Source organism: Streptomyces kunmingensis (assembly GCF_039533535.1).
Lineage (GTDB): Bacteria > Actinomycetota > Actinomycetes > Streptomycetales > Streptomycetaceae > Streptomyces > Streptomyces kunmingensis.
On sequence record NZ_BAAATS010000005.1, the window covers coordinates 603,383 to 629,239 of the forward strand.

21 protein-coding genes are annotated in these 25,857 nt (G+C 73.0%); 7 read left to right on the top strand and 14 right to left on the bottom strand.

Translation table 11 applies throughout. From position 1 onward, the window contains the following. Positions 1-11: 11 nt before the first annotated feature. The 6 genes from ABD366_RS07935 to ABD366_RS07960 form a co-directional block, all read right to left on the bottom strand. The gene (locus ABD366_RS07935; RefSeq protein WP_324776507.1) at positions 12-839 is read right to left on the bottom strand and encodes a class I SAM-dependent DNA methyltransferase; all 828 of its coding nucleotides are present in this window, start codon (positions 837-839) and stop codon (positions 12-14) included. After that, positions 836-2,068 (bottom strand): MFS transporter, encoded by a 1,233-nt coding sequence (locus tag ABD366_RS07940; RefSeq protein ID WP_324776505.1) that lies wholly within the window; start codon positions 2,066-2,068, stop codon positions 836-838. The genes ABD366_RS07935 and ABD366_RS07940 overlap by 4 nt, the downstream gene beginning before the upstream one ends. After that, positions 2,052-3,239, bottom strand: a complete 1,188-nt coding sequence (locus tag ABD366_RS07945; RefSeq protein ID WP_324776503.1) for a dipeptide epimerase — start codon at positions 3,237-3,239, stop codon at positions 2,052-2,054. The genes ABD366_RS07940 and ABD366_RS07945 overlap by 17 nt, the downstream gene beginning before the upstream one ends. After that, the gene (locus ABD366_RS07950) at positions 3,236-4,354 is read right to left on the bottom strand and encodes a PLP-dependent cysteine synthase family protein (protein WP_324776500.1); all 1,119 of its coding nucleotides are present in this window, start codon (positions 4,352-4,354) and stop codon (positions 3,236-3,238) included. The genes ABD366_RS07945 and ABD366_RS07950 overlap by 4 nt, the downstream gene beginning before the upstream one ends. After that, positions 4,351-5,163 (bottom strand): Rossmann-like domain-containing protein, encoded by an 813-nt coding sequence (locus ABD366_RS07955; protein WP_324776698.1) that lies wholly within the window; start codon positions 5,161-5,163, stop codon positions 4,351-4,353. Before ABD366_RS07955 ends, ABD366_RS07950 begins: the two co-directional genes overlap by 4 nt. 128 nt (positions 5,164-5,291) lie before the next feature. Then, positions 5,292-6,596, bottom strand: coding sequence for an ATP-grasp domain-containing protein (locus ABD366_RS07960; protein WP_324776498.1), 1,305 nt, complete (start codon positions 6,594-6,596; stop codon positions 5,292-5,294). Between the two features lie 289 nt (positions 6,597-6,885). Between ABD366_RS07960 and ABD366_RS07965 the strand changes: the two genes are divergently transcribed. Next, a complete protein-coding gene (locus tag ABD366_RS07965) occupies positions 6,886-8,274 on the top strand; it encodes an MFS transporter (RefSeq protein WP_324776496.1) in 1,389 nt (462 codons plus the stop codon). A 55-nt stretch (positions 8,275-8,329) separates the two neighbouring features. Here the strand turns inward: ABD366_RS07965 and ABD366_RS07970 are convergent, their stop codons facing one another. From ABD366_RS07970 to lnt, 4 genes are read right to left on the bottom strand one after another with little or no spacing between them, the layout of a single operon-like run. After that, positions 8,330-10,267, bottom strand: coding sequence for a helix-turn-helix domain-containing protein (locus tag ABD366_RS07970; protein WP_324776494.1), 1,938 nt, complete (start codon positions 10,265-10,267; stop codon positions 8,330-8,332). 21 nt (positions 10,268-10,288) lie between these two features. Beyond that, entirely contained in the window at positions 10,289-11,077 is a 789-nt protein-coding gene (locus ABD366_RS07975; RefSeq protein ID WP_324776492.1) for a 3-hydroxybutyrate dehydrogenase, read from the bottom strand. Positions 11,078-11,132: 55 nt separating this feature from the next. Continuing rightward, positions 11,133-11,612, bottom strand: coding sequence for an NUDIX hydrolase (locus ABD366_RS07980; protein WP_324776490.1), 480 nt, complete (start codon positions 11,610-11,612; stop codon positions 11,133-11,135). A gap of 40 nt (positions 11,613-11,652) precedes the next feature. Continuing rightward, positions 11,653-13,263, bottom strand: a complete 1,611-nt coding sequence (gene lnt / locus ABD366_RS07985; RefSeq protein WP_324776488.1) for an apolipoprotein N-acyltransferase — start codon at positions 13,261-13,263, stop codon at positions 11,653-11,655. Between the two features lie 268 nt (positions 13,264-13,531). On the opposite strand from lnt, the gene ABD366_RS07990 reads away from it, so the two are divergent. Then, complete coding sequence (locus tag ABD366_RS07990) at positions 13,532-14,608, top strand: O-antigen ligase family protein (RefSeq protein ID WP_344441346.1); 1,077 nt, start codon at positions 13,532-13,534, stop codon at positions 14,606-14,608. A gap of 12 nt (positions 14,609-14,620) precedes the next feature. Here ABD366_RS07990 and ABD366_RS07995 read toward each other — a convergent pair whose 3' ends face one another. Together ABD366_RS07995 and ABD366_RS08000 are read right to left on the bottom strand one after the other, a co-directional pair. After that, entirely contained in the window at positions 14,621-15,184 is a 564-nt protein-coding gene (locus ABD366_RS07995; RefSeq protein WP_324767233.1) for a hypothetical protein, read from the bottom strand. A 78-nt stretch (positions 15,185-15,262) separates the two neighbouring features. Then, complete coding sequence (locus tag ABD366_RS08000) at positions 15,263-16,048, bottom strand: glutamate racemase (protein WP_324767232.1); 786 nt, start codon at positions 16,046-16,048, stop codon at positions 15,263-15,265. A gap of 58 nt (positions 16,049-16,106) precedes the next feature. On the opposite strand from ABD366_RS08000, the gene ABD366_RS08005 reads away from it, so the two are divergent. Next, complete coding sequence (locus tag ABD366_RS08005; RefSeq protein ID WP_324767231.1) at positions 16,107-17,282, top strand: glycosyltransferase; 1,176 nt, start codon at positions 16,107-16,109, stop codon at positions 17,280-17,282. Positions 17,283-17,300: 18 nt separating this feature from the next. On the opposite strand, the gene ABD366_RS08010 is transcribed toward ABD366_RS08005, so the two are convergent. Further along, complete coding sequence (locus ABD366_RS08010; RefSeq protein WP_324767239.1) at positions 17,301-18,548, bottom strand: TerD family protein; 1,248 nt, start codon at positions 18,546-18,548, stop codon at positions 17,301-17,303. Between the two features lie 281 nt (positions 18,549-18,829). Here ABD366_RS08010 and ABD366_RS08015 point away from each other — a divergent pair, with 281 nt between their 5' ends. The 4 genes from ABD366_RS08015 (at position 18,830) to ABD366_RS08030 (ending at position 23,436) form a co-directional block, all read left to right on the top strand. Continuing rightward, a complete protein-coding gene (locus tag ABD366_RS08015) occupies positions 18,830-19,279 on the top strand; it encodes a DUF6643 family protein (protein ID WP_324767230.1) in 450 nt (149 codons plus the stop codon). A 70-nt stretch (positions 19,280-19,349) separates the two neighbouring features. Continuing rightward, positions 19,350-20,180: an MOSC domain-containing protein gene (locus ABD366_RS08020; protein ID WP_324767228.1), complete on the top strand. Its 831-nt coding sequence runs from the start codon at positions 19,350-19,352 to the stop codon at positions 20,178-20,180. Between the two features lie 104 nt (positions 20,181-20,284). Further along, entirely contained in the window at positions 20,285-20,890 is a 606-nt protein-coding gene (locus ABD366_RS08025) for an Rv1733c family protein (protein WP_324767227.1), read from the top strand. Between the two features lie 137 nt (positions 20,891-21,027). Next, positions 21,028-23,436, top strand: a complete 2,409-nt coding sequence (locus ABD366_RS08030; protein WP_324767226.1) for a right-handed parallel beta-helix repeat-containing protein — start codon at positions 21,028-21,030, stop codon at positions 23,434-23,436. On the opposite strand, the gene ABD366_RS08035 is transcribed toward ABD366_RS08030, so the two are convergent. Beyond that, positions 23,406-25,850 (bottom strand): hypothetical protein, encoded by a 2,445-nt coding sequence (locus tag ABD366_RS08035; RefSeq protein WP_411293647.1) that lies wholly within the window; start codon positions 25,848-25,850, stop codon positions 23,406-23,408. The two genes, ABD366_RS08030 and ABD366_RS08035, sit on opposite strands and share 31 nt — an antisense overlap. Between the last annotated feature and the right edge of the window lie 7 nt (positions 25,851-25,857).

The window sequence follows — 25,857 nt, forward strand, 5'->3', positions numbered from 1 at the left end:
GGGAGGGGTGGTCAGCGCAGGCGGGCGACGAGGTGCAGCCGGTCGCCGTCGGCCGTGCCGCTCGCGACGCCGGGCACGTCGCCCTCGCGCCAGGCGGGTTCGGTCCGCGGGCCGGGACCGTCGTACAGCGCGAGGACGTCGAACCCGTGCGCCGCGAGCAGGTGTCCGATCTCCTGCGGGAACAGCAGCCGCCAGGCGGAGTGCTGCCGCAGCGGCGCGGAGCCGTCGCCGGTCTCCCATATTCGGGTCCGGCGCAGGAGCTGGGCGGCGCGGTCCACGGTGAGCGTGGTGGTCGAGCGGTACGAACTCCCGTCGTACGTCCAGGTGTTGACGGTCGGCGTGTCGAGAAGGTCGGTGCGGCCGAGGAAGTACGCGCCGTTGCGCATCTCGCAGACGAGCAGCCCGCCCGGCGTCAGCGCGGCCCGGCAGGAGGCGAGGAAGCCGTCGAGCTGGCTGTTGGTGTGGCAGTACAGCAGAGCACTGTCCAGGCACACGACGGCATCGCACACCCGCCGTCCCAGGTCGAATCCACGCAGGTCGGCACGGGTGTAGGTGGGGCCGGGGTGGTGTTCGCGCGCATGGTCGAGCATCGCTTCGGAGAGGTCCGCGCCGATGACCTCGCGGCCGGCGCGGCTGAGGTGGGCGGCGTCGCGTCCGGTGCCGCAGCCGATGTCGAGGACCCGGTGCCCGGCCGCGTGGCGCCGCAGGCAGTCCTCGGCCCAGCGTCCGGCGAGCCGCTCGGGGTCGGGGAACCGGGCTTCGTAGAGGGCCGGGTGCTCGGTCAGCAGGTTGGCGCCGTGTTCCTGCTGCTCGCCACCCGGGTCCGTAGGCGCGCTCATGCCGCCGCCACCAGGGGTTCACGGCCGGGGAGCGCGCCCAGGCGGCGCAGCCAGGTCACTCCGGCCGCGGAGGCGAGACCGAAGCAGAGGCAGCACGCCCAGGGCAGCCAGTCGGCGCCGCCCGCGCCGGCGTCCATGGTCCAGCCGACGACCGCGTTGCCCAGGGCGGCGGCGATCCCCGAGACGGCGTAGAAGATCCCGAAGTAGGTGCCGGTGAGTCCGGGGCGGCCGAAGCCGGGGATCAGCTCCATCACGAACGGCTGCGCGATCATGATGCCGACGTACAGGAGCAGTGCTCCCGCGAGTACCGCGACCGTCGCCGCTGCCCCGGCGCCGCTGCCCGCGACGGTCAGCGGCGGCACGAACGACGCCGCCATCACACCGAGCCCGACGGAGATCCAACGCACCTTGTTTCCAACGGACTTGAGCCGCCGGGTGACCCGCATCTGGAGGGTGAGGTTGGCGACGGTGCCGACGAGGAAGACCATGCCGGCCGCGCCGTCCCAGCCGGTGGCCGCGCGGGCCCCGTCGGGCAGCAGCAGGTAGAGCTGGTTCTCCAGGGTGAACATGCCGACCATGGCGAGAGCGAACGCCAGGAACACCCGGTTGCCGAGGACCTCGCGCCAGTCCGCGAGGACGCCGCCCCCGCTCGGTTCGACGGGGCGCGCGGGCAGGACGAGGGCCTGGGCGACCGTGAGCACCGCGAAGATCGCGGCGGCGGTCAGGGCGGAGGCTCGGAAGTCGACCAGGAGCAGCGCGCTGCCGAGCAGCGGCCCGGCCAGGGCGCCGACCGTCGCGAACACGTTGAACAGGGCGAACGCCTCGGCCCTGCACTCCCCCGCCTCCTGGGCGAGGTAGGCGCGGACCGCCGGGTTGAACAGGGCGCCCGCGAGACCGCTGAGCACGGAAGCGGCGAGCAGCACGGGCAGTGCGTCGCCGAGCGCGAACAGGGCGAAGCCGACGGTCCGCAGAGCGCAGCCGACGATGATGACGCCACGCGCGCCGAGCCGGTCGGCCGCGGAACCGCCGATGAGGAAGAGTCCCTGCTGACTGAGGTTGCGGACGCCGAGGACGATGCCGACGACGGCCGCCGACATGCCGAGGTTCTCGCCCAGATGGGTCGCCAGATACGGGATGAGCAGGTAGAAGCCGGTGTTGACGCCGAGCTGGTTGACGAGGAGGAGGCGGACGGCGAGGGGGAAGCGGCGCATCTCATGCCACGTCTTCATAGCGCTCCCCCTCCTTGAGCTCGCCCTCAGCACGCTCCCCCTCCTTGGGATCACCCTCAGCACGCTCGCCCTCACTGAGTTCACCCTCGGCACGCTCGCCCTTGGAGCCCTTGGCGCCCTTGGTGCCCTTGTACTCGCGCGGCGCAACTCCCAGCCCGGGCAGGCCGTTCGGTACGACCGTGCCGTCCGTGCCGCCGATTCCGGTCCACGGGTCGTACGCGAGCAGCAGGTGGCCGTCGAGGTCGGCCCAGCGGGCGCGGGACGCCAGGTGGACGGCCGGGGCGAGACCGAGGGTGCTCGCGGTGAGGCAGCCCAGCATGAGGTCGGTGCCGCTGCCCTCGAGGAGGGCGGCGATACGCGCGGCAGCGTGGACACCGCCGCATTTGGCGAGCTTGACGTTGATGCCGTGGACGCGGCCGGCGAGACGGCGGGCGTCGGCGAGGCTCACGGCGTCCTCGTCGGCGATCAGCGGCAGCGGGGAGCGCTCGGCGAGCGCGCCGAACGCCTCCGGATCGCCGGGGGCGACGGGCTGCTCGACCGCTTCGATCCCCAACTCCGCGTATGTGTGCAGTAGTTTCCGGGCCTGGGGGACGGTCCACGCGCCGTTCGGGTCGAGCAGGAGGCGGGCGTGCGGGGCAGCGTCGCGGATGGCCCGGACCCGTTCGATGTCGTCCTCGGGGTCCGGCGTCCCCGCCTTGACCTTGATGATGCGGAACCCGCTCTCGACGAGGTTCCGGGCTTGGCGGGCGGCGTGCAGCGGGGACGTGATGCCGATGGTGAGCGCGGTGGCGACGGGCGCCCCCGGCGCGCCGACAAGTCGGTGCACCGGGACACCGGCGCGTTTGCCGACGAGGTCGAGCAGAGCGGACTCCACGGCGGCGGTCACGGCGGGAGGGGCGCCCTCGGTCGCCAACTCGCCCTCGCTCAGGCCCTGTAGCGCACTCTCGGGACCGGAGAACCGGGGCAGTTCCTCGCGGCCGATCCGGGTGAGATGCCGCTGGATCGTGGCGGTGTCGAGCCCGTAGAAGACGCTGCTGACGGCTTCGCCGTGGCCGCTGTGGCCTTCGTGCGTCACGGTGATCCAGACCGCGTCGCGGGCGGTGGTGGTGGAGCGGGAGATACGCAGGGGTTCGCTCAGCTGGAGGCGGACGGTGCGGTGGGTGGCCTTCACGGCTTCTCTCTCGGTACGAGGCTGGGAGCGGCAGGGGGCGTGCGGAGGGCCAGGGGGTCCAGGACCGTGCGGCAGCGGGTCCAGCCGGTGGCCTGCGCCGCGCGGGGGTGCGGGATCTCGGCGGGGTGGGGCGCTGCCGCGGCCCGGTCGAGGCCGTGGCGGGCCGTGAACGCGTCGTCGTAGACCGTCCCGAGATAGCGGTGCGGCCCGTCGGGGAACACCGTGGTCACGCAGGCGCCGGGATGGGCCCGGGCCGCCCACGCCGCGACGCGGGCGACCGCGCCGGTGCTCCAGCCGCCGGTGACGAAGCTGGAGCGGGCCAGCCGGCGGCAGCTGTCGACGGCTTCGGCGGGGCCGAGCCAGTGGACCTCGTCGAACGCCTCGTAGGCCACGTTGCGCGGATGGATGCTGCTGCCGAGCCCGCGCATCAGGCGGGGCCCGGGCCGCTGGCCGAAGATCGTGGAGTGGGTGGCGTCGACGCCGATGAGCCGCATCGCCGGGAAGCGGGCGCGCAACGGGCCGGCGAGGCCCGCGCTGTGGCCGCCCGTGCCGACACTGCACACGAGGATGTCCAACGCGTCGAGCCGGTCGAGGAGTTCGGCGGCGAGAGAGGCGTAACCGGCGATGTTGTCGGGGTTGTTGTACTGGTCGGGCCAGTAGGCGCCGGGCAGTTCGGCGAGGAGTTCCCGCAGCCTGGCCAGGCGGGCCGCCTGCCAGCCGCCCTCCGCGGCGGGACGGTCCACCAGCACGAGCCGCACTCCGTACGAGCGCAGCAACTGCCGTAACGAGGGCTCGAGTTCGGCGTCGCCGACCAGGACGACGGGATGCCCGAGCGCCTGGCCGGCGAAGGCCAGGCCGATACCGAGGGTGCCGGAGGTCGATTCGACGACGGGCGCCCCGGGCAGCAGTTCGCCACGCCGCCGGGCGCCGCGCAGCATCGACACGGCGGCGCGTGCCTTCATGCCGCCCGCCGCGAGCCCTTCCAGCTTGGCCCAGAAACCGGGGTGCGGCCGTGGCAGGTCCGCGGTGATCCGCGCGAGAGGCGTACGGCCGACGAGCTCCAAAAGTTCGGGCCGCGCGACGGGCCGGGAGTACGGCACGGCCGGCGCGCTCATCGCCCTGCCCCCTGTCCGGCGGCGGCGCGGTACTGGTGCAGGACGCCCGGGCCGCCGTCGAGCCAGAAGAAGGGATACGGTTCGGCGCAGACGGCGCTCACCCCGTTGCCGAGGAAGCGCGGCAGTACGGCGCTGCCGGTCTGCGCGAACATCACCAACTGCCGTCCACTGCGCGCTGTTTGGTCACGCAGGGCGTCGAAGGTTCCGTTCCCGAGGGTCATTCCGGATGCCAGTACGGCGTCGCAGTAGGGGAGTTCGGCGAGGGCGTCCGTGACGATGGGCTCACCCCACTCGCTCGTCCCGCCCTTCAGGTCGCAGGGGACGTAGCGCAGGGAGCGGGCACGCAGCGCTTCCAGCAGTGAGTTGACGACGCCGACGACGAGGATCCTCGCGCCCTTCGGAAGGGCCGCCGTGTCGAACAGGTCGACGACGGCCGCCGCCCGGGCCCGCGACTTCTCCAGCGAGGTACCGGACGCCAGCGGTACGGTCCGCGCGCCGTTGACCGCCGTGTGCGGCCACAGATGCATCAGGTACGCGTCGAGCGCGGCGACCCGCACGGGCAACAGGGCGTGCCGGAGAAGGGTGCCGATATCAGCACTGACGCAGTCGTCGATCGCCTCCTCGGACAGGGTGCCGGGCTCGACCGCGCACGACCCGACCGCCTCACCGAGCCGCAGACTGAGCACCTCGTTCCGGTACCCGCCACCCCGCCCCTCGTGCCGCACGACCTGCCGCGTACTGAACGCGACGGATACACGCAATCCTCCGGGATCGGGCCCCCAGCCCCCCTCACTCACCTCATGAACCAGCGCGTCGAAGGAGCCGGGCGGCGGGGGCGCCTGTGGCTCGGCGCCCGCCGACAGCCGGGAGGCCGTCGGCGACAAGGAACCAGAAGCCACCGGCCCGGTGGAGGCGAGCGGTGCGGATCGGGCGGCGGTCACCGGATCACCAGTCCCGCGCGCACCACGTCCAACAGCGCCTCGACCCGGTCCCGCGCCCCGAGGCCCTCCGGATCGCCCGCCATGACGTGCCCGAGGTACTCGTTGTTGCTCCGCGCGGCGCTGACGGCACGGCCGACGCCGACGAACTGCGCCTCCAACACCTCGTTCCGCACGAGGAGTTGAGGGTCGTGCTCCAGGGCCGCGAGCGTGCCGTCGGCCTCCGGTACGAGGAAGCCGACGGCAGCGCTCCGCAATCCCGTGACCCGTGGGACGACATCGGGCTCGCGCCCGAGCGCCACGTCCACGGCCGCCGCGGCCAGGTCGATCCCGGTGACGTGCCGGACGAGTTCCGTGATGCGGTTGCCCGCCGGGCGCGGGTTGACCTCGACGACGCGCGGCCCCGCGGAGGTCAGCTTGATCTCCGTGTGCGCCACGACGCCGTCCGTCAGCTCCAGCGCCTTCAACGCGGCCAGCGCCGTGTCCTCGGCAGCCGCACGCTCGGCAGGGCCGAGAGCCGCGGGGAACATGTGTCCGGTCTCGATGAACGCGGGCGCCCCGCCGACGCTCTTGTCGGTCACGCCGACCACCCGCACCTGTCCGGCGCAGGACACCGTCTCCACGCTGACCTCGGGGCCGTCCAGCAACTCCTCCAGGAGGACGAGGCCCGCGCGGCGCTGCCCCCGCGCGTTCACCGGGAATGCCGCCAACTCCCGGCAGGCAGCGACCAGTTCGGCCTCGTCGTCCACCCGCCGGACGTACATCCCGGCACACAGATCGACCGGCTTGACGACGAGCGGAAACCCGAGCGCCCGCGCGGCCCGCACCTCAGCGCCCCCCGGCCCACCGGTAGTTGCACTGCCGGAACCGCCGGAACCGCCCTCCGGCTCGACCACCGCGAAGCGCGGCCCGTCGAGCCCGGCCTCCTTCAGGACCTGCCGGGTCAGGTCCTTGCGACAGGCGCGCGTCACCGCGTCGGCTCCCGGCCCGGGCAGCCCGAGCCGAGCGGCGACGGCCGCGACCGTGGGCAAGTAGTAGTCGCAGGAACTGATCACCCCGTCGAACTCCAGGGCCGCGTGCAGCCGCTCGACCACCGGCGCCAGGGCGTCCAGGTCATTGGTCTCAGCGGTGATCACGTTGCGCGCCCGCAACAGCGGGTGTCCGACACCCTCGGGCGCCGACCGCAGGTAGTGGCCCAGGTCGCGCGTGAGGAACGTGAACTCGTGTCCGCCCTCCCGAATCGCCCTGGGCAACAGCCGGCTCATCGAACCGACCCAGCTCTCGACCACCAACAGATGTGCCACAACTCCCCTTCCGGCAGCCGCGGTCACCGCTTCGGAGCGAGGACCGCGCAGTGCGACAGCACGACAGGACGGCGCTTCCCGGGAACGGGGGCGCCGAACGACCGGGGCCACGCTATCGACAATCGTTTTCATTGTCATCTGACGGGCGGTCGTCCGCTCCGCGCATGGTGGTCGCGCTCACTCCGCCGTCCGGAACTATGGTGTCCCACCACATACGCCTCTGACCTGCACGTTCCTACGGTGTGGCAACACGCAACCGTCCCCCGTCGAACGCCAGGAAGTGGTGCCGATGTCGTCGCCCGCAACCGCTCCACCAGCTCCGTCCAACCTCAAGCGCATCGTTGCCGCGTCCCTCATCGGCACCACGATCGAGTGGTACGACTTCTTCCTGTACGGCTCCGCCGCCGCGCTCGTGTTCAACAAGCTGTTCTTCCCCGAGTCCGATCCGCTCGTCGGAACTCTGCTGTCCTTCCTGACCTATGCCGTCGGATTCGCCGCCCGGCCGCTGGGCGCGCTCGTCTTCGGGCACTACGGCGACCGCCTCGGGCGCAAGAAGCTCCTGGTGCTCAGCCTGCTCATGATGGGCGGCGCCACCTTCGCGATCGGCCTGCTGCCCACCTACGCCACGGTCGGCGCGGCCGCGCCGGTCCTGCTGACCGTGCTGCGCCTGGTCCAGGGTTTCGCCCTCGGCGGCGAGTGGGGCGGCGCGGTGCTGCTGGTGTCCGAGCACGGGGACGCCGAACGCCGCGGCTTCTGGGCGTCGTGGCCGCAGACCGGCGCGCCGGCCGGGCAACTCCTCGCGACCGGCGTGCTCTCGGCCCTCACCGCGCTGATCTCGGACGCGCAGTTCACGTCATGGGGCTGGCGCATCCCGTTCCTGCTGTCCGGCGTCCTCGTGATGGTCGGTCTGTGGATTCGTCTCTCTGTCGATGAATCGCCGGTCTTCAAGGAGGCGTTGGCGCGCGCGGAGGCACGCAGGGCCGAGGAGGGCGGAGCGGTCGAGAAGATGCCGCTCGTCGCGGTCCTGCGGCACCACTGGCGTGACGTCCTCGTCGCGATCGGCGCCCGTATGGCCGAGAACATCAGCTACTACGTCATCACGGCCTTCATCCTCGTCTACGCCACCACGTCGGCCGGGGTCTCCAAACAGACCGCGCTGAACGCCGTACTCATCGCGTCCGCCGTGCACTTCGCCGCCATCCCGCTCTGGGGCGCCCTGTCCGACCGGATCGGCCGCCGCCCGGTGTACCTGCTGGGCGCGGCGGGCGTGGGACTGTGGATGTTCCCGTTCTTCTCCCTGGTCGACACCGCGAACTTCGGCAACCTGATCCTCGCCGTCACCGTCGGCCTGGTCCTGCACGGCGCCATGTACGCCCCGCAGGCGGCCTTCTTCTCCGAGATGTTCGCGACGCGGATGCGCTACTCCGGCGCCTCGATCGGCGCCCAGTTCGCCTCGGTCGCGGCGGGCGCGCCCGCACCGCTCATCGCGACAGCGCTCCTCGCCGACTACGACAGCTCGACACCGATCGCCCTGTACGTGATCGCGGCCGCGCTCCTGACGCTGCTCGCCGTGGGCGTCGCGAAGGAGACCCGCCACCGCGACCTCGCCGCCATCGACACGCCGGACGGCACGGACGAGGCACCGGCCGACCGCCGCGCGGGCGCGCACACCGTCTGAGGGCCCCCGGTACACCGGCCCGCACACCGGCCCCGTACGCCTCGCGCGTACGGGGTCAGTGTCTGTCCGGGCCCGCCAACCGGTGCAGCCGCAGCGCCAGTTGGATCTCCAGCGAACGCGCGGGCTCCTGCCAGTCGGGGCCGAGCAGCCGGCCGATCCGCTCCAGGCGCTGCGCGACGGTGTTCACGTGCACGTGCAGCGCGTCCTTCGTGCGGGCCGGGCTCATGCCGGACGCGAAGTAGGCGTCGAGCGTACGCACGAGATCCGTCCCCCGGCGCTCGTCGTACGCGACGACCTCACCGATGGTGCGGGCGACGAAGCCGCTGATGTCCCGGCTGTCGGCGAGCAGCAGCCCGAGGAACCCGAAGTCCTCGGCGGCCGCGCCCTCGCCGGCCCTGCCGAGCAGCCGCAGCGCGTCGAGGCAGCGCCGCGCCTCGGCGTAGCCGACGGCCGCGGTGTCGGGCCGGGTGACCAGCTCCGTCACGGGGGCGGAGGCGCCGACGGTGACCGTCTCGTGGATCGCCGCGGAGAGCCGCTTCGCCACGTGCGCGGCCACGTCGGAGGCCGTGCCGCCGGAGCGCAGCGGCAGGAGCAGGACCGTACCGCCGTCGCGCGCCGCGGCCAGTCCGTGCCGGGTCGCCGCGAGATGGCTGGCCGCCGACCACAGCCGGCGGCGGGCGGCTGCCTCCTGCTCCGCGTCGGCGCCGGCCGTCTCGAGGCGGGCCGCGAGCACGACATGGGTGGCGCCGAGGTCGGCCTGGAGGCGCACGGCCCTCTCCCGCAGCAGCCGCGGATCGCGGTCGCGGGCGTCGAGCAGATCGTCCAGCAGCTCGCCCCGGACCCGCTGTTCGGCCTCGGAGGCGGAGCGCCGGGCCAGGAGCAGCAGGGAGGTGACCATGGCGGCGCGCTCCAGGGTGCGCTGGTCGACGGGGTCGAGGTCCGGCTGCCCGCGCAGCACCAGGGCGCCCAGGAGTTCACCGCCGGCGGCGACCGCCGCGACCCAGTCGGGGCCGCGGCGCACCGCGTGTCCCTCGGTGCGGGAGACCTCGACGGCCTCGCTCAGGGCGGCGTCCGCGTCGGTGAACTCGACGGTGCCGTCCAGCACTTGGGAGACCGCGGCGGCCACGTCGTGCACGCCGCCCCCGCGCAGCACCAGCTCGGCGAGGCGGTCGTGCACATCGGAGGCGCGCTCGATGACCCCGCTGCGGTCCCGGATGATCTCGTTGGCCCGCTCCAGTTCGCCGAGCGCCTCGCGGGTCTCGGTGAGCAGGTTCGCGGTGTCGATGGCCGCGGCGGCGAGCGCGGCGAACGAGCCGAGCAGCGCGATCTGTTCCCGCTCGAAGACCCGCGCACGCCGGTCCGCGGCGAACAGCACGCCGATCACGTGCGGCCCGAGCATGAGCGGCACCCCGAGGATGGCGACGAGCCCCTCGTCCTGGACCCCCGCGTCGATGGTGCGGGTGTGCTGGAAGCGCACGTCCTGCCCGTAGTTCGCGGTGACGTAGGGCCGCGCGGTCTGCGCGACGAGCCCGCCGAGCCCCTCCCCCATGCCGAGGCGCAACTGCTGGAAGCGGGCCGCGACGGACCCCTCGGTCACCCGCATGTAGGTGTCGCCGCGGGGCGGGTCGTTCAGCGTCAGATACGCCACGTCGGTGCCGAGCAGCGATCTGGCCCGCTGCACGATGGCCTGGAGGACCGCGTCGAGGTCGCGCAGCCCCGCCAGGTCGTGGGCGGTCTCGAACAGGGCGGACAGCTCGGCCTCGCGGCGCCGTCTGCCCTCCATCTCCTCCCGTACCCCGAGCGCGAGCCGTTTGGCGTCCTCGAGGGCCGCTATCCGCGCGGGCGTCGCGCCCTCGGCACGGGCGACCAGCGCCGGCTGTTCGTACGCGTCGGCGGAGGCGCCCCTGGCGAGCAGTTCCAGGAAGGGGGCCTGCGTGTCGCCGGTGGTCACCGGGGCGGGGGCTACGGCCGGGTGCGGTGGGTGCTGCTCCATGCTCAACAGGATCACCCGTGCTCAGTGAGCGGTCCAGCCTCCGTCGAGCGACAACGACGTACCGGTCATGAACGACGCCTGCGCCGTGCACAGGTACGCCACCGCCTCGGCGACCTCCGCCGGTTCGATGAGCCGCTTCAGCGCGCTGTCCCGCAGCAGCACCTCGCTCACCACCCGTTCCTCGGGGATCCCGTGCGTGGCGGCCTGGTCGGCGATCTGCTTCTCGACGAGTGGGGTGCGTACATAGGCCGGGTTGACGCAGTTCGAGGTGACCCCGTGCGGGGCGCCCTCGAGGGCTGCCGTCTTCGACAGTCCTTCGAGGCCGTGCTTGGCGGCGACGTACGCGGACTTGTACGCGGAGGCGCGCAGTCCGTGCACCGACGACACGTTGACGATGCGGCCCCAGCCCTGCTCGTACATGTGCGGCAGCGCTCCCCGGATCAGCCGGAACGGGGCCTCCAGCATCACCGTCAGGACGGTGTGGAAGACATCGGGCGGGAACTCCTCGATGGGACGCACCAGTTGGATCCCCGCGTTGTTCACGAGGACATCGGCGCCGGCCGCCGCGGCCTCGGCGGCGTCGAGGTCGGTCAGGTCGAGGACGTACGGTTCGACGCCGTCGGTCTGTCCGGCCAGCGCCTCGAGGCCCTCGCGGTCCCGGTCCACCGCTCTCACCTTGGCGCCGGCGGCGGCCAGCCGCAGGGCGCAGGCCCGGCCGATGCCGCCGGCGGCGCCGGTGACGAGTGCGGTGCGTCCGCCGAGGTCGAGCGGTGCGGCGTGGGCTGCGGCGAGTGGGGTGCGCGGGGTCATGCTCCGCACCCTAGGCAGCCCGCCGGCGCCGCCCGATGTGGCCGGCACCCATACTTCAGTTCCCGCTCATGGTCTCGAACCATGTCGCTCCTTCGGACTGTGCCTGTTTGATGCGCAGCAGTGCGTGCTCGCTGAGCGGCGGCAGCGCGTCCAGCGCGTACCACGCGACCTCCAGGGACTCCTCGTCGTTCACGCGCGCCTCGCCGCCGGTGGCCCGGCAGCGGAAGGTCATGTCCATGAACTGGCACTCGTCGCCGTTGTCGTACGTGATCGGCTCCAGCGCCTGCACGAGGACGACGCGTTCGGCGACGCACTCGACGCCCGTCTCCTCCTGCACCTCGCGCGTCGCCACGTCCGCGGGCTGTTCGCCCGGCTCGGCGATCCCGGCGGGCAGCGCCCACCGGCCAGTGTCGGTGCGGCGCCCGAGAAGCACCCGCCCCTCGTCGTCGAGGACCACGGCGGTGACGCCGGGCAGATACAGCAGCTGGTGACCGGCGCCGGCCCGGATCTTGCGGATGAACTCTGGAGTCGCCATACCCACGACCCTAACCGTCCGGTTCCCCCGCGCCGACGGCTCAGCCGTCCGAGCGCCGCCCCCTGCGCGAGCGCACGACGGCCCACGCGAGACCGCCGGCGCCGATCGCCGCGAGGAGCGCCTCGGGCCAGACGCCCGCGCGCGTGGCGAGCGTCTGGGAGGTGCGCCTGGGGACGTCGGCGAGTAGGGTGTCGGGCTCGAACATGCCGGTGTGCTGGGCGACGGATCCGTCGGGCCGGATCACCGCGCTGATGCCGCTCGTGACGGGGACCATCACGGCCCGGCCGTGCTCCACGGCGCGCACCCGGTCCATGGCGAGCTGCTGGTAGGTCATCTGGCTGCGCTCGAACGTCGCGTTGTTGCTGGGTACGGAGAGGATCTGCGCGCCTTCGCGGACCTGGTCGCGGACCACGTCGTCGAACGCCGCCTCGTAACAGGTCACGTTGCCGATCTTCGTGCCCGCCATGTCGAAGGCGACGGCCTTCTTGCCGGGCACGAACTCCCCGGCGCGGTCGACCTCCTTGCTGAAGATCCGGAAGAAGCTGCGGTACGGCATGTACTCGCCGAACGGCTGCAGGTGCCGCTTGTCGTAGGTCGCGCCCGGGCCCTTCTCGGGGTCCCAGAGGATCAGCCGGTTGCGCGTCGTGCCGTCCTTCGCGGTGACGACGGCGCCGACCGAGATCGGTGCGCCGACGGCCCGGGCGGCCCGGGTGATCTCGTCGTACGCGTCCTGGTTGACGTACGGGTCGATGTCGGAGGAGTTCTCCGGCCACAGGACGAGGTCGGGCCGCTTCACCTCGCCGGATTCGATCTTCGTGGCGAGCTTCATCGTCTCGCGTACGTGGTAGTCGAGGACGGCCCGGCGCTGGGCGTTGAAGTCGAGGCCCATCCGCGGCACGTTGCCCTGGATGAGCGCCACGCGCGCGGTGCCGCTCTGCGCCGCGTTCGACACGAAGGGCATGACGGCGGCTCCGGCGATCACGGGCGCGACGGTGACGACGGCCGCGGCGACGACGGTGCGGTCACGCAGCACGCGCGCGCCCTCGTCGCCGGAGCGGCGCAGGCCGATGACGCGCAGGACGAGCGCGGTGAGACCGAAACCGCACAGCACCACGGCGAAGCCGAGCAGGGGGGTGCCGCCGAGCGAGGCGAGCGGCAGGAACACACCACTGGGCTGCCCGAACGCGACCTTCCCCCAGGGGAAACCACCGAACGGGAACCGGGCGCGCAGCGCCTCGTCGGCTATCCAGACACCGCTCGCCCACAGGGGCCACAGCGGCAGCCGCGACACGTACGCGATTCCCAGGCCGGCCAGCGACAGGACCAGCGCCTCCGCGACGGCGAGCGCCAGCCACGGCAGCGGTCCGACGTCGACGCCCGTCCACGAGAGCAACGGCACCAGGTAAGCCAGGCCGAAGACGAGCCCGAGGCCGAATCCCGCCCGCAGTCTGCGGCCGTACACGGCGGCTCCGAAGAGGGCGAACGACAGCGGCGCGAGCCACGGCAGTTCGCGCGGCGGGAAGCTCACGTAGAGCAGCAGCCCGGCGAGCACCGCCAGGCCGACGGGCACGAGCCGTCGCAGGTGGGAGGGGCGAGCGGGCTGCGCGGCGGGCTCGTCCGACGGGGCGACGGAAGGTGCGGTGGCGGTCACTCGGGGAGTGTACGGCGCGTCACTGTCAGCGGGACACGCCGGTCGACGCGCCCGGGACGGCCGCGCACCGGGCGGCTCGCCCCGCACCGGGCTGCTTCGGTCCGCACCGGTCCGCACCGGCCCGCGGTGCCTGTTGTTGCCGCGTGAAACGTTCCTGCGCAACACCGGCGCAAAGCGGCGCACCAGCCGTTACCGTGTGCCCTAGTCCCTGACGTATCGCCGGTTCCGGCCGGCACGTCCGGGGCCCGTCATGGTCGGGGGGCGACGGGTGGGAACAACGGGGTGGTCCGCGCCGAGCGGGCCGGATGCGGCGCGCCGTCGTGGGCTCGCCGACGCGACGGGCCTCACGGTCCTGGGCGGCTGCGCCGTGTGGTCCCTGATCACGGCGACCGCGCGGGCGGGCCGGCCCGAGGGAATGCTTCTCGCGGTACTGGCTGTCGTCGCGGGCTACGCGTGCGGCCGCATCGGCGCGGCGCTCGTCCCCGTCGCCGCGTCCGCCGTGGCAGGTCTGGGCGGGCTGTGTCTGGCTCTCGTATCCCCGCACGGCGTCCCGGCGCCGGACACCGTGGCCCCGCTCGGGCGGGCCGGTGCCACCGCCGCGCTGCTCGCCCTGTCGGCGGGGGCGCTGTGCTGCGCGGCCTGGTCGGCGCGGCGCCGGGCGCTGCGGATCGCCTGGCACGTACCGGCGGCCGGGACGGTCGTGCTGGCCGCCGTCATCGGGTCGGGGGCCGGGGCAGCCGCCTGTGCCGGCGTCGTCCTGTACTCGCTCGCGGCGGCCCGAGCGCGCCGCAGGTCGGTCGGGCTCGCGGGTCTCGGCCTGGCGACGGCCGCGGTGGCCGCCCTCGGGGTGGCCCTCGCGAAGAACGCGCTGCCTTCGGTCCTGGCCACGCCTCTGGAGGACCGGCTCTCCCCGCACCGCGTGCTCCTGTGGCGCGACGCCCTGCGGCTGGCGGAGTCCGAGCCCGCGCTCGGTGTCGGGCCCGGCCGCTTCGCAGACTTCAGCCCGGCGCCGGCCCAGTCCCCGCTGCCCGACGGCAAACCGCACGCGGCCGTCCTCCAGGTCGGCGCCGAGCAGGGCGTCGTCGGTGTGGTGCTCCTGGCGGCCGCGTTCTGCTGGCTGCTGTACGCGCTGTGGCGCTCGGCCCGTCCGACGCAGGTGGTGCTGGCCGCGGGCGCGGCGCTCACGGCGGTGGCCGCGATGGCGTCGGTCGGCAACGCGCTCAGCTTCACGACCGTGACCGCGGGTGTGGGACTGCTCGCGGGCATCGCCACCGCGGAGCCGCTCGCCGACGGCCCGCCGCACGACGTGGCCGCCCCGGCGGATGTCCGGGACGGCCAGAGGTGAGCGTGCGAGCGGTCAGATGAGGGGTTTCGCCGTCTTCGGCTTGAGGCGGTCACGGATGTGCCGCACGGCGTCCTCCGCGTCGTCCACCGTCACCGTGAACTTACGGCCGTCGCCGAGGCTGAGCACCAGTCCCTCGCCGCGGCGCACCACGACGGCGGTGCCGATCTCGGGGCGCCAGCGGTAGCCCCAGCCGCCCCATTGCCGGGGCGTGACGCTCGGCGCGAAGTCCGCGTCGACGACCTGGGCGAGGGGAATGCGGCGGCGCGGCAGCCCGACGTGGCCGCAGCGCACCTCCAGGTGGTCCTTGTCGACCTTCACGGCGACATGGAGGAACGCGAGCGTGCCGAACAGGATGAGCAGTCCGACGGCGATCAGGCCGACCACGGACATGGCCAGGGCCGCGATGCCGGTCGCCCACGAGCTGACGACGGCCAACTCGATGCCGAGGGCCAGGCAGGCGAAGCCGCCCAGGGCCAGCAGCCACTGCACGCGGTTGCGTGCGCGGCCGGTCCAGATATCGCTCGCGTGGGCGGAAGTGCGTCGCCCGGGGTGCTCATCGGCGGCGTGTTCCCTCATGCACACGAGCCTACTCATGTTCCGGGATGAAGGCACCGGGTAGCGGAGCGTGACTCTCCCGGATCGCGGGGGGCCGCTTCAGCCGACGTGGCTGACGGCCTGCAACGAGCGGCCTTCCGCGTACGTGAGAGCGGCCGGCGGGAGGCCCTCGGTGCGGCCGCTGAGGATCACGGTGAGTGAGCCGCGGGCGTCCGGCCCAGCCGGGGGCCGCTCGCCGACGCGCCGCAGCGCTTGCGCGGCGACGGCTCCGGCGCTGCCGAGCAGGGCGACGGGCGCGGCGCCGGGCCGCTGCACTGCGGCATGGATGCGCTCCGCGACCAGCTCGTAGTGCGTGCAGCCCAGGACGACGGTCCTAACGTCGGGCGGGGTGAGGGCGGCGGCGGCCTCGATGGCCCGGTCGATGCCCTCCTCGTCGGCCCACTGCACGGCGTCGGCCAGGCCCGGGCAGGGCACTTCGGTGACCTCGACGCCGGCGGCGAAGTCACGGATCAGCCCTCGCTGGTACGGGCTGCCCGTGGTGGCGGGGGTGGCCCAGATGGCGACGGAACCGCCGGCCACCGCGGCCGGCTTGATCGCGGGAACGGTGCCGATGACGGGGATCTCCGGTTCGAGCCGGGCGCGCACGGCCTCCAGGGCGTGCACGGACGCGGTGTTGCACGCGATGATCAGCGCGTCCGGCCGGTGTGCGACGGCGGCCTCGCAGGCGACGAGCGCTCGCTGCCTGACGTCCTCGGGCGTACGCGGACCCCACGGCATGCTGTCGGGGTCGGAGGAGAGCACCAGATCGGCGTCGGGCCGCAGGTTCCGTACCGCGACGGCGGCCGCGAGCAGGCCGATTCCCGAGTCCATCAGTGCGATCTTCACCCGGAAACCATAGACGATGGCACCGACAGGGCCCGGCCCGTGGGGCAGACTGCGGCGGATGGACGTCGTTGCGTGGATCACCGCCGCCTCGCTGGGCGCGTGGGTGTGGCTGCTGCTCTGCCGGGGCTTCTTCTGGCGCACGGACCTGCGGCTCCCGCCGCGCGGGGAGCCCGGGGACTGGCCGGACGTGTGCGTCGTCGTACCGGCCCGGGACGAGGCGGCGGTCCTGCCGGACAGCCTGCCGTCACTGCTGGCGCAGGACTATCCCGGCCGGGCGGAGATCTTCCTTGTGGACGACGGGAGTTCGGACGGTACGGGCGAGGTCGCGCGGGCCCTCGCGGCGCGGCACGGCGGACTGCCGCTGACGGTCGGCTCGCCAGGAGAGCCGCCCGCGGGCTGGACGGGAAAACTATGGGCGGTGCGGCACGGGATCGGCCTGGCACGCGCGCGTGACCCCGAGTTCCTGCTGCTGACCGACGCGGACATCGCCCACGAACCGGACAGTCTGCGGGAGTTGGTGGCGGCGGCGCGCGCAGGCGGCTTCGACCTGGTGTCGCAGATGGCGCGGCTGCGGGTCGCGAGCAGGTGGGAGCGGCTCGTCGTGCCCGCGTTCGTCTACTTCTTCGCGACGCTCTACCCGTTCCGGCGCATCGCGAAGAAGGGTTCGCGCACGGCCGCCGCGGCGGGCGGCTGTGTCCTGCTGCGGGCGGAGGCGGCGGAGCGGGCGCGGATCCCCGACGCCATCCGGCAGGCGGTGATCGACGACGTGTCGCTCGCGCGGGCCGTGAAGCGGTCGGGGGGCCACATCTGGCTCGGGCTCGCGGAGCGCGTCGACAGTGTGCGGCCGTATCCGCGGCTGGCAGATCTGTGGCGGATGGTGTCGCGCAGCGCGTACGCGCAGTTGCGGCACAACCCGCTGGTGCTCCTCGGCACGGTGCTCGGTCTCGCGCTCGTCTATCTGGTGCCGCCCGCCGCCGTCTGCGTCGGCCTGGCCGCGGGCAGCGCCCCGACGGCGCTGCTCGGTGCGCTCGCGTGGGCCGTGATGACGGCGACGTACTGCCCGATGCTGCGCTACTACCGCCAGCCCTTGTGGCTGGCTCCGCTGCTGCCGTTCACCGCGTTCCTGTATCTCGTGATGACGGTGGACTCGGCCGTGCAGCACTACAGGGGTCGTGGCGCGGCATGGAAGGGGCGTACCTACGCCCGGCCCGATGCCGTGCCCGAACAGCAGTGAACGGGGCGCTACGACGCGCTACTTCCGGCCGGGCGTCCAGTTCATGCCCCACCCGTAGACGTGATCCACGGTGCGCTGGGGGCTGACGCCCCGGTCGGGGACGAGGTAGCGGGCCTCGCGCTGGACGGTCAGATCGCCGCCGTCGCTGGTGATGAGGGCGAGCGCGCACACCGTGGAGGGGACCGTGCACTCGTCCAGGGAGAAGTCGATGGGCGCCCCGTTCAGCGGTTGCAGGGTGACGGTCGCGTGGAGGTCGGCGAAGCTGCGCGCGCCTTCGTAGATCGTCACGAAGATCAGGATGCGGCGGAAAGCGTCCTTGTGGTCGAGGTTGATGCTGAGGTTCTCACCGGTGGCGACGGTTCCGCTGCGGTCGTCGCCGTCGAGATGGATGTACGGGGGCTGGTGCAGCGACCCGAAGGCGTTGCCCAGGGCCTGGACGACTCCTTTGCGTCCGTCGGCGAGTTCGAAGAGGGCACACAGGTCGAGATCGAGGTCCCGGTGGTTCGCCGTCGCCCGGCCGCGCTTGCTCCCCCAGCCGCTGAACTGTTTGCGCATCTCCCAGTTGAGGTTCACGCGCATCGCGCCGGACGTGCCGCCCTGTTTCGCGAGGGACACGGTGGGCGCCGACTTGGTGAGCGTGATCTTGGACAGTCGTACGGGCTCGGGTGCGAGCGGCGCCGCTGCGGGCGGCGGGCCCACCGGAGCCGCCGGGGCCACGGGGGCTGCCGGGGCCGGCGCGGCCTGTTGCGGCTCGTCCACGCTGATCCCATAGTCCGTGGCGAGCCCTTCGAGGCCGCTGTCGTAGCCCTGGCCGACCGCGCGGAACTTCCAGGCGCCCTGCCGCCGGTACAGCTCGCCCAGCACGAAAGCGGTCTCCACCGTCGCGTCGGCGCTGTCGAAGCGGGCCAGCTCGGTACCGGCGGCCGCGTCGACGACCCGGATGTACAGGCCCGGCACCCGGCCGAACGTGCCGCCGTCCGCGGACGCGGCGAGGACCACCCGCTCGATGTCCGGCTCCACGCGCGCGAGGTCGACGGAGAGGGTGTCCGTCACCGCGCCGTCCTGGGTGCTCTTGCCGTCGTGCCGCACCGCGCCCGACGCGTGCGCGGGCTGGTTGTAGAACACGAAGTCCGCGTCGGAGCGCACCTTTCCGGAGACAAGGAGGAGCGCCGAGGCGTCGGCGTCGGGCACCCCGGGACCGGAACGCCAGCCCAATTCGACGCGTACAGCCGGGGCCGGCACCGCGACATTCGAACCCTTAGCCATTGTCATGTCTGCCCCCAAAGTTCATCTCCGGATTCCCCCGCCAACCTATTCCCCGGACCGTAAAAGACCCCTGAGACGCGTGCGAAGATCGTCCGCCGACGACCGCCGGTCAACCCTCGGTAACCCGTCAGGAACGCCGCATTTACACGATCCCGACGCCGCGCGACGACCGTTTTCCCCAAGTTCGCTCACATTGGGGACGTGCCGTCACTGCCGACACGCAAAAGAACCCTCTTATCGGTCTACCCCAACGACCACATCGTGGGCTTAACTTATGTGCCATGACCTCCCCCCGCTCCACCTATGGCGGCGGTTACTACTCCGCGCCGTCCTTCCCGGACACTCCGATCTACGATTCCCTCGTCGCCGAGCGGGGCACTCCCCAGATCGCCCCGATCCGGGTTCCCTCCGCTTACGACACCGGCAGCCATCTGCCCGCCCTGCCGTCGGCCCTGCCCGCGCTCCCGTCCGCGCCGTCGCCGCAGTACGGCTACGGAGCCCAGCAGCACGCTCCGATGCAGCACGCTCCGATGCAGGCCGCCCCGATGCAGGCCGCCCCGACCGCGTACATCCCGCAGCAGGCCGCGGCCCCGCGTGGTTACCAGCAGCAGGCGCAGCCACAGCGCCCGGCGCCCGGTACCGGCTACGAGGCGATGCGTCCGGCCGCGCCCCGGCCCGCCCCGGCGCCGTACGAGGATCCGTACAACCGCCAGCAGTACCGCGGTTACTGAGCCACCGGATCCCGACGGATTCGCTCCGCCCGCGCAGGGGGCCCTCGGTGCCGGCTGGCAGGATGGCCCCATGTCGCAACCTGTACTCAGTTCGATACACATCCACCCGCTGAAAGCGGTTCGGGGGCACGCACCGCGTGAGGCGGTCGTGGAACCGTGGGGGCTCGCGGGGGACCGCCGCTGGGTGCTGGTCGACGCCGAGGACAAGATCGTCACGCAACGCCAGCATCCGCGTCTGGCGTTGGCCGCCGCCGAGCAGCTGCCCGGCGGCGTCCGTGTGTCCGCGCCCGGCAGGGAGCCGCTGACGGTCGAGGTGCCCGAGCCCGCCGGGCCCGCCGCGACGACCACGATCCAGGTCTGGAAGGACAAGGTCGAGGCGGTGCTCTGCGACCCGGCGGCGCACGCCTGGTGGAGCGCCTACCTGGAGACGGACATCCGGATGCTGCACCTGGACGACCCGGCGACCAGGCGGCCCCTGGACCCCGCGTACGCACGGCCCGGCGAGACGGTCAGTTTCGCCGACGGGTACCCGCTCCTGGTGACCACCCTCTCCTCCCTCGACGCCCTCAACTCCTTGATCGCACAGGGCGACCATGCCGACGAGGGCCCGCTGCCGATGAACCGTTTCCGGCCGAATGTGGTGGTCTCCGGCACCGCGCCCTGGGCCGAGGACGACTGGTCGCGCATCGCCATCGGCGAGGTCGCCTTCCGTATCACCAAGAAGTGCGGCCGCTGTGTGGTCACCACCACGGACCAGGAGACCGCCGAGCGCGGCAAGGAGCCGCTGCGCACGCTGGCCCGCCATCGCCGCTTCGGTGACCAGCTCTGTTTCGGGACGAACCTGGTGCCCGAGGGGCGCGGCCGGGTGCGCGTGGGGGATCCGGTCACGGTGCTCGAATAACCCTCCTCCGGGAGGGGAACCCGGTGGCCCGGCACGCTCGTTGAAGGACAATGGCAGCGTGCTGTCATCGAGAGTCCAGACGGGGGCGGAAGGGGGTGCGGGCCGTGCGGGCGATCACCGGGCTCTGGCGCTGGCGCCACAATCCGCTGCGCCGTGGGACGGACCTCGCGGAGGCCTGGGTCGCACTGGTCGCGCTGGTCCTCGTCGTCGTCGCCGCACCGGTCGTCGGCACCGTCGCGGGTTCCCTGTCCCGCGACGCCCTGTACCGCTCGGTCCAGGAGCAGCACGACCGGCGCCACGAGATCACGGCGACGGTGGTCAAGAAGGTGGCGCAGCCGCCGCTCGACCCCGACCCGGAGACCTCCACCGCGCGGGACGCGCACAGCCGGGTCGTCGCGACCTGGACGGCGCCGGACGGTTCGGCCCACCGTGACCGCGTCGTCGCCGGGCTCACCTCCCCGCGCGCGGGCGACACCTTCCCGCTGTGGACCGACGAGAAGGGCCACGTCGTGGGCCGCCCGCTCGACCGGGCGACCGCCACCACGCACGCGTTGCTCGCCGGGTTCGGTGCGGCCGTCGCCCTGATCGGCCTCGTGGAGGGCGCCCGCCGCCTCGTCGTATGGCGCATGGTCCGTCGCCGGTACGCGCGCCTGGACCGCGCCTGGGACATCGCCGGCCCCGACTGGGGCAGGACGGGCACGGGCAGCTGACAGGGTTCGGCTCCGGTCAACTGCCGTGCTCCGCGCACGCTACGGTGGACCCACCTTTCGCAGGACAGACGCCGGGCAGGGCACGGGCAGGGCGTGAAGACGACCCGCGTACGACGAGGTGGGGGCAGATCAGCGCCATGGCACAGGGCACGGTCCAGGTGACGCACACGGGCACATCGCGGTGGCGGCGCCGCACGGGTGAGTACGCGTCGCTGTCCGCCGCTCTGGAAGCAGCCGGTGACGGAGACGTCCTGACCATCGCGGCGGGCACGTACAGAGAGAATCTGGTCGTCCAGCGGGCGGTGACCCTGCGCGGCCCCGAGGGGTCCCCCGGCTCGGTGCGCATCGCGCCCGTCGACGGGGTGCCGCTGACCGTGCGGGCCTCGGCGACCGTGCAGGACCTGCACGTCGAGGGGCAGGACGCGGCGGCGCCCGCGCTGCTCGTCGAGGAGGGTGCTCCCGAACTCGTCGACATACGGGTGGTCACCCGGTCCGCGTCCGGGATCGAGGTGCGCGGCGGCGCCCGGCCGACCGTGCGGCGCTGCGTCGTGGACAATCCCGCGGGCATCGGCATCGCCGTCCTGGACGGCGGGGGCGGTGTGTTCGAGGAGTGCGAGGTCGTCGCCGCCGGACAGGCCGGTGTCGCCGTACGGGGCGGCGCGCACCCGCGCCTCGAGAGCTGCCGGGTGCACCACACGAGCGGTTCGGGTCTCTCCGCGACCGGCGAGAACAGCGGTCTGGAGGCCGTGGGCTGCGAGGTCTACGAGGTCAAGGGCTCGGGTGTGCAGATCACCGGCCGGGCCGCCGCCCACCTCACCGACTGCGACGTGCACCGCACGACGGCCGACGGTGTCACGCTCGACACGGACGCGGTGCTCACGCTCGCCGACTGCCGCATCCACGACATCCCGGAGAACGCGATCGACCTGCGCTCCCGGTCGGTGCTCACGCTGACCCGGTCCACGGTGCGGCAGTTCGGGCGCAACGGTCTGTCGGTGTGGGACCCGGGCACGCGCGTGGACGCCAACCAGTGCGAGATCTTCGACAGCACCGGTGACTACCCGGCGGTGTGGGTGAGCGACGGCGCGACCGCCGTCCTCGACGCGTGCCGGGTGCACGACGTGCCGGACGCGCTGTTCGTCCTCGACCGCGGTTCGCGCGTCGACGTCGTCGACAGCGACCTGAGCCAGGTGCGCAACACCGCCGTGTCGGTGAGCGACGGGGCGACCGCGCAGCTGGACGACTGCCGCATCCGTGAGGCCGCGACCGGCGCCTGGTTCCGCGACCACGGCAGCGGCGGCACCCTCGCCAACTGCACGGTGGACGCGACGCAGACGGGCATCATCGTCACCAAGGGCGCCGACCCCACGATCGAGCGCTGCACGGTCACCTCCCCCGCGGAGGCCGGCTTCTACGTGTCCGCCGGCGGCCGGGGCAGCTTCACCGGCTGCCGCGTCACGGGCAGCGGCGGCTACGGCTTCCATGTGCTCGACGGCTGCCGCACGACTCTGAAGAAGTGCCGTACGGAACGGTGTGCACGCGGGGGCTACGAGTTCGCCGAGGACGGCCCTCTCGTGGAGGAGTGCGCCAGCGACGAGAGCGGCGGCATCCGCCCCGGCGGCGCGTCGGCGGCCCCGGAACCGGCTGTGCAGACCGCCACGCAGACGGTCGGGCTGCTGAGCACCCTGCCCGACCAGCGGCCCGCCGCGCCCCAGGACGCGGCGCCGAAGCCCTCGCGCACGTCGAAGGACGTCCTCGGCGAACTCGACGCCCTGGTGGGCCTGGAGAGCGTCAAGCGGGAGGTACGGGCGCTCACCGACATGATCGAGGTCGGGCGCAGGCGGCAGCAGGCGGGCCTCAAGGCGGCGTCCGTGCGACGCCACCTGGTGTTCACGGGCTCCCCCGGCACCGGCAAGACGACGGTGGCACGGCTGTACGGCGAGATCCTGGCCGGGCTCGGCGTCCTGGAACAGGGGCATCTCGTCGAGGTGTCCCGCGTCGACCTGGTCGGCGAGCACATCGGGTCGACCGCGATCCGCACCCAGGAGGCCTTCCAGAAGGCCACGGGCGGCGTCCTGTTCATCGATGAGGCGTACGCCCTCTCCCCCGAGGACTCCGGGCGCGACTTCGGCCGTGAGGCGATCGACACGCTCGTGAAGCTCATGGAGGACCAGCGGGACTCCGTCGTCGTCATCGTCGCGGGCTACACCGCCGAGATGGAGCGGTTCCTGACGGTCAACCCCGGTGTGGCGTCCCGCTTCTCACGGACCATCACCTTCTCCGACTACGTCCCCGAGGAGCTGCTGCACATCGTGGAGCAGCAGGCCGAGGAGCACGAGTACCGGCTCGCCGACGGGACGTCGGAAGCGCTGCTCAAGTACTTCACAGCGCTCCCGAAGGGTCCGGCGTTCGGCAACGGACGCACCGCGCGCCAGACCTTCGAGTCGATGGTGGAGCGGCACGCGGGGCGGGTCGCCCAGGTCGACGAGCCGAGCACGGACGACCTCACCCTCCTCTACCCGGACGATCTGCCCGAGCTGCCCTGAGGATCCGCCTCCGGCCGTGGCTGCGGGACGCCCGGCTTGAGGCGGGCCAGGAGACGCGCCCGCTCCTCGGCGAAGGCCGGATCGGCCTGGTAGTCGCCGTGGCCCAGGATCGGTGCGGGCAGCGGGTGTTGCTCGGTGCGGCCGTAGGCGAGCGGGTCGAGCAGCGCCGGGCGGTCGACCTGTGGGCCGCACTCGCCGGTCAGGTTGATCGGGCCGCCTATGGGGTCGGTCTTGCGGTGCAGGTTGCGCCAGCAGTCGACCTGCCGGTGCAGCGACGCCAGAGCGGCGGGCCCGAAGTGCGCCGGGAACCACCGGCCGTACAGGCGCTCCAGCGGCGACCCATAGGTGAGCAGTCCGACGCGCTTCCTTACCGAAGGGTGCAGTTGCCAGGCGGCCGCGGCGGCGAGGACACTGCCCTGCGAATGACCGGACAGGATCAGACGGCCGCCCGTGGTACGCGTCCAGGTGGCCATGCGCCAGGTCAGGTCGGGGACGGCGCGCTCGGCGTAGCACGGGGGCGCGAAGGGGTGCGCGGCGCGCGGCCAGAAGGTGCCCACGTCCCAGAGGATGCCGATGGTGCGGCGGGCGGAGGGGTCCTTGTAGGCGCGCCGTCCCCAGGTGACGAACAGTATGAAGCCGAAGCCGATCAGCCAGGACCCGAGCGCCTGAGCGGTGTCCGCCGCGCCCTGGACTATGGAGTAGGAGCCCTCGGCCGCGGTCCCCGGCACCTCTCCGGTGGACCAGGCGCCGACCACGGCGAGGACGCCGAGCAGCAGCGTCACCGACGAGACGACCCCGATCATCAGGGGCGCCCGGTCGGTGAGGGCGGCACGCGCGCGCGTGCCCGCGATGCGCTCGGTGCGCGTCGGGTCCGCGGGTTCGCCGTTGTCGCCGGCCCGGTCGTGGAGGTGGTAGTCGAGCCGGACCTGGGCCGTCTCCCGCTTCCTCAGGCGCATGGTGCGGACGGCGAGCGCCGCGCACAGGACGGCGAGGACGACCAGCAGGGGCGGGATCACGGACGCCTGCCAGGAGAGCAGGGCCGGCGGGCCCTCGATGAGTCCGTTGGTGCCGTCGAGCCAGTCGGCGACACGCTGCGAGATGCCGCCCGTCATCACGCCGCCCAGGGCGCAGGCGAGCATGGCGGTCGCGGGGCCGCCGAGGCCGCGCAGGGCGGTGCGGGGGTCCCGGGCCCTGCGGTAGATCACCTTCGCGACGACGGCGAGGGCCACGATCAGGGCGATCTCGACGAGGGCGATGCCGCCGAAAGCCGCGTCGCCGGGCAGGCGCCCCGACGAACGCCACTCGGGGCGGGACCAGCCCGCGTAGAGCATGCTCAGCGCGAGCAGGGTGAGCGCGCCGTACGGGAGGATGCGCACGAGCGTGCGGTCGAGGGTGATGTCCAGCGTGTTCTCGCTGCGTCCCCGGTGGACGACGACGCCGATGACGGCGAGCGTCCCCGCGAGCAGGGCGCCGACCAGGACCCAGCCCAGGACGTCCAGGAGCGGCGGGCCGCCGGGCGCCCGGTCGTGGCGGGCCGCGGACGTGCCGACGGCCGCGGCGACGGTGAGCAGGCCCGCCGCGGAGTGCGCGGCGCGCAGCCGGGCGACGAGGCGGCGCCCGTACCAGAACCCGGGCCTGCCGAGCGCCGTGCTCGTCTCGCCGTAGTCGGGCTCGGGCTGCTGCGGCAGGGGGAGCTGGGACTCGTACGCGCTCCAGGTGCGGTGCGAGAGGTACCAGAGCAGGGCCGTCAGGGCGGTGGGCGCGAGCGCGGCCAGCGCGAGCCGGCGGCCGGGCTGACTCCACCAGCCGCCGTCGCCGTGCGCGTCCACGGCGAGGAAGCCGAGCCACGCCCGCTGCCCGCCGCAGGCCGCTGTTCCCGCGCACTGCCATGCCGTCAGATCGAGCGCGACCTCGCACGCGGTGGCGACGAAGAGGACGGTGAGGGTGAGTCCGGTCAGGCGGACGAGCAGGCCGTAGAGGCGTACGGCGCCCGATCTGCGCAGGGCGTTGGGCCGCATCCAATGGGCGAGGTTGACGACCATGAAGGGCAGCAACAGCAGCCACAGGGCCCGTGATCCGTTGCCCGAGGTGAGGTTGCACCAGACGTACGCCTCGGGCACGGGCTTGCCGCGGTAGTCCTCCGCCCGGCTCTCCGCGTCGGCGTCCTCGACCCGGCGGAAGACCGCCGCGGTCTCGTCGCCCGACACCCGGACCGTGCGCGGGTCGTCGAGCATCTCCTGGGGTGTCGTGCCGCCGACTCCGTGGACGAGGAGTTCCAGGGCGGTCTCGTCGGCCGGCGGTGTCTCGTCGGCCGGCGGTGTCTCGTCCGCCGCCGGCGCCTCGCCGTTCGTCCGGTTCTGCCGGCTCGTTCGGTTCTGTTGGCTCGTTCGGTTCTGCTGGTTCTCGTGCTTCATGATGTGC

Excerpts from the sequence above, each read along its gene's own strand:
- ABD366_RS07970 (WP_324776494.1), bottom strand. The coding sequence starts at position 10,267 with ATGGAGCAGCACCCACCGCACCCGGCCGTAGCCCCCGCCCCGGTGACC.
- ABD366_RS07995 (WP_324767233.1), bottom strand. The coding sequence starts at position 15,184 with ATGAGGGAACACGCCGCCGATGAGCACCCCGGGCGACGCACTTCCGCC.
- ABD366_RS07975 (WP_324776492.1), bottom strand. The coding sequence starts at position 11,077 with ATGACCCCGCGCACCCCACTCGCCGCAGCCCACGCCGCACCGCTCGAC.
- ABD366_RS08020 (WP_324767228.1), top strand. The coding sequence starts at position 19,350 with ATGTCGCAACCTGTACTCAGTTCGATACACATCCACCCGCTGAAAGCG.
- ABD366_RS07965 (WP_324776496.1), top strand. The coding sequence starts at position 6,886 with ATGTCGTCGCCCGCAACCGCTCCACCAGCTCCGTCCAACCTCAAGCGC.
- ABD366_RS07980 (WP_324776490.1), bottom strand. The coding sequence starts at position 11,612 with ATGGCGACTCCAGAGTTCATCCGCAAGATCCGGGCCGGCGCCGGTCAC.
- ABD366_RS08005 (WP_324767231.1), top strand. The coding sequence starts at position 16,107 with ATGGACGTCGTTGCGTGGATCACCGCCGCCTCGCTGGGCGCGTGGGTG.
- ABD366_RS08035 (WP_411293647.1), bottom strand. The coding sequence starts at position 25,850 with ATGAAGCACGAGAACCAGCAGAACCGAACGAGCCAACAGAACCGAACG.
- ABD366_RS08010 (WP_324767239.1), bottom strand. The coding sequence starts at position 18,548 with ATGGCTAAGGGTTCGAATGTCGCGGTGCCGGCCCCGGCTGTACGCGTC.
- ABD366_RS07940 (WP_324776505.1), bottom strand. The coding sequence starts at position 2,068 with ATGAAGACGTGGCATGAGATGCGCCGCTTCCCCCTCGCCGTCCGCCTC.
- ABD366_RS07950 (WP_324776500.1), bottom strand. The coding sequence starts at position 4,354 with ATGAGCGCGCCGGCCGTGCCGTACTCCCGGCCCGTCGCGCGGCCCGAA.
- ABD366_RS08015 (WP_324767230.1), top strand. The coding sequence starts at position 18,830 with ATGACCTCCCCCCGCTCCACCTATGGCGGCGGTTACTACTCCGCGCCG.
- ABD366_RS07935 (WP_324776507.1), bottom strand. The coding sequence starts at position 839 with ATGAGCGCGCCTACGGACCCGGGTGGCGAGCAGCAGGAACACGGCGCC.
- ABD366_RS08030 (WP_324767226.1), top strand. The coding sequence starts at position 21,028 with ATGGCACAGGGCACGGTCCAGGTGACGCACACGGGCACATCGCGGTGG.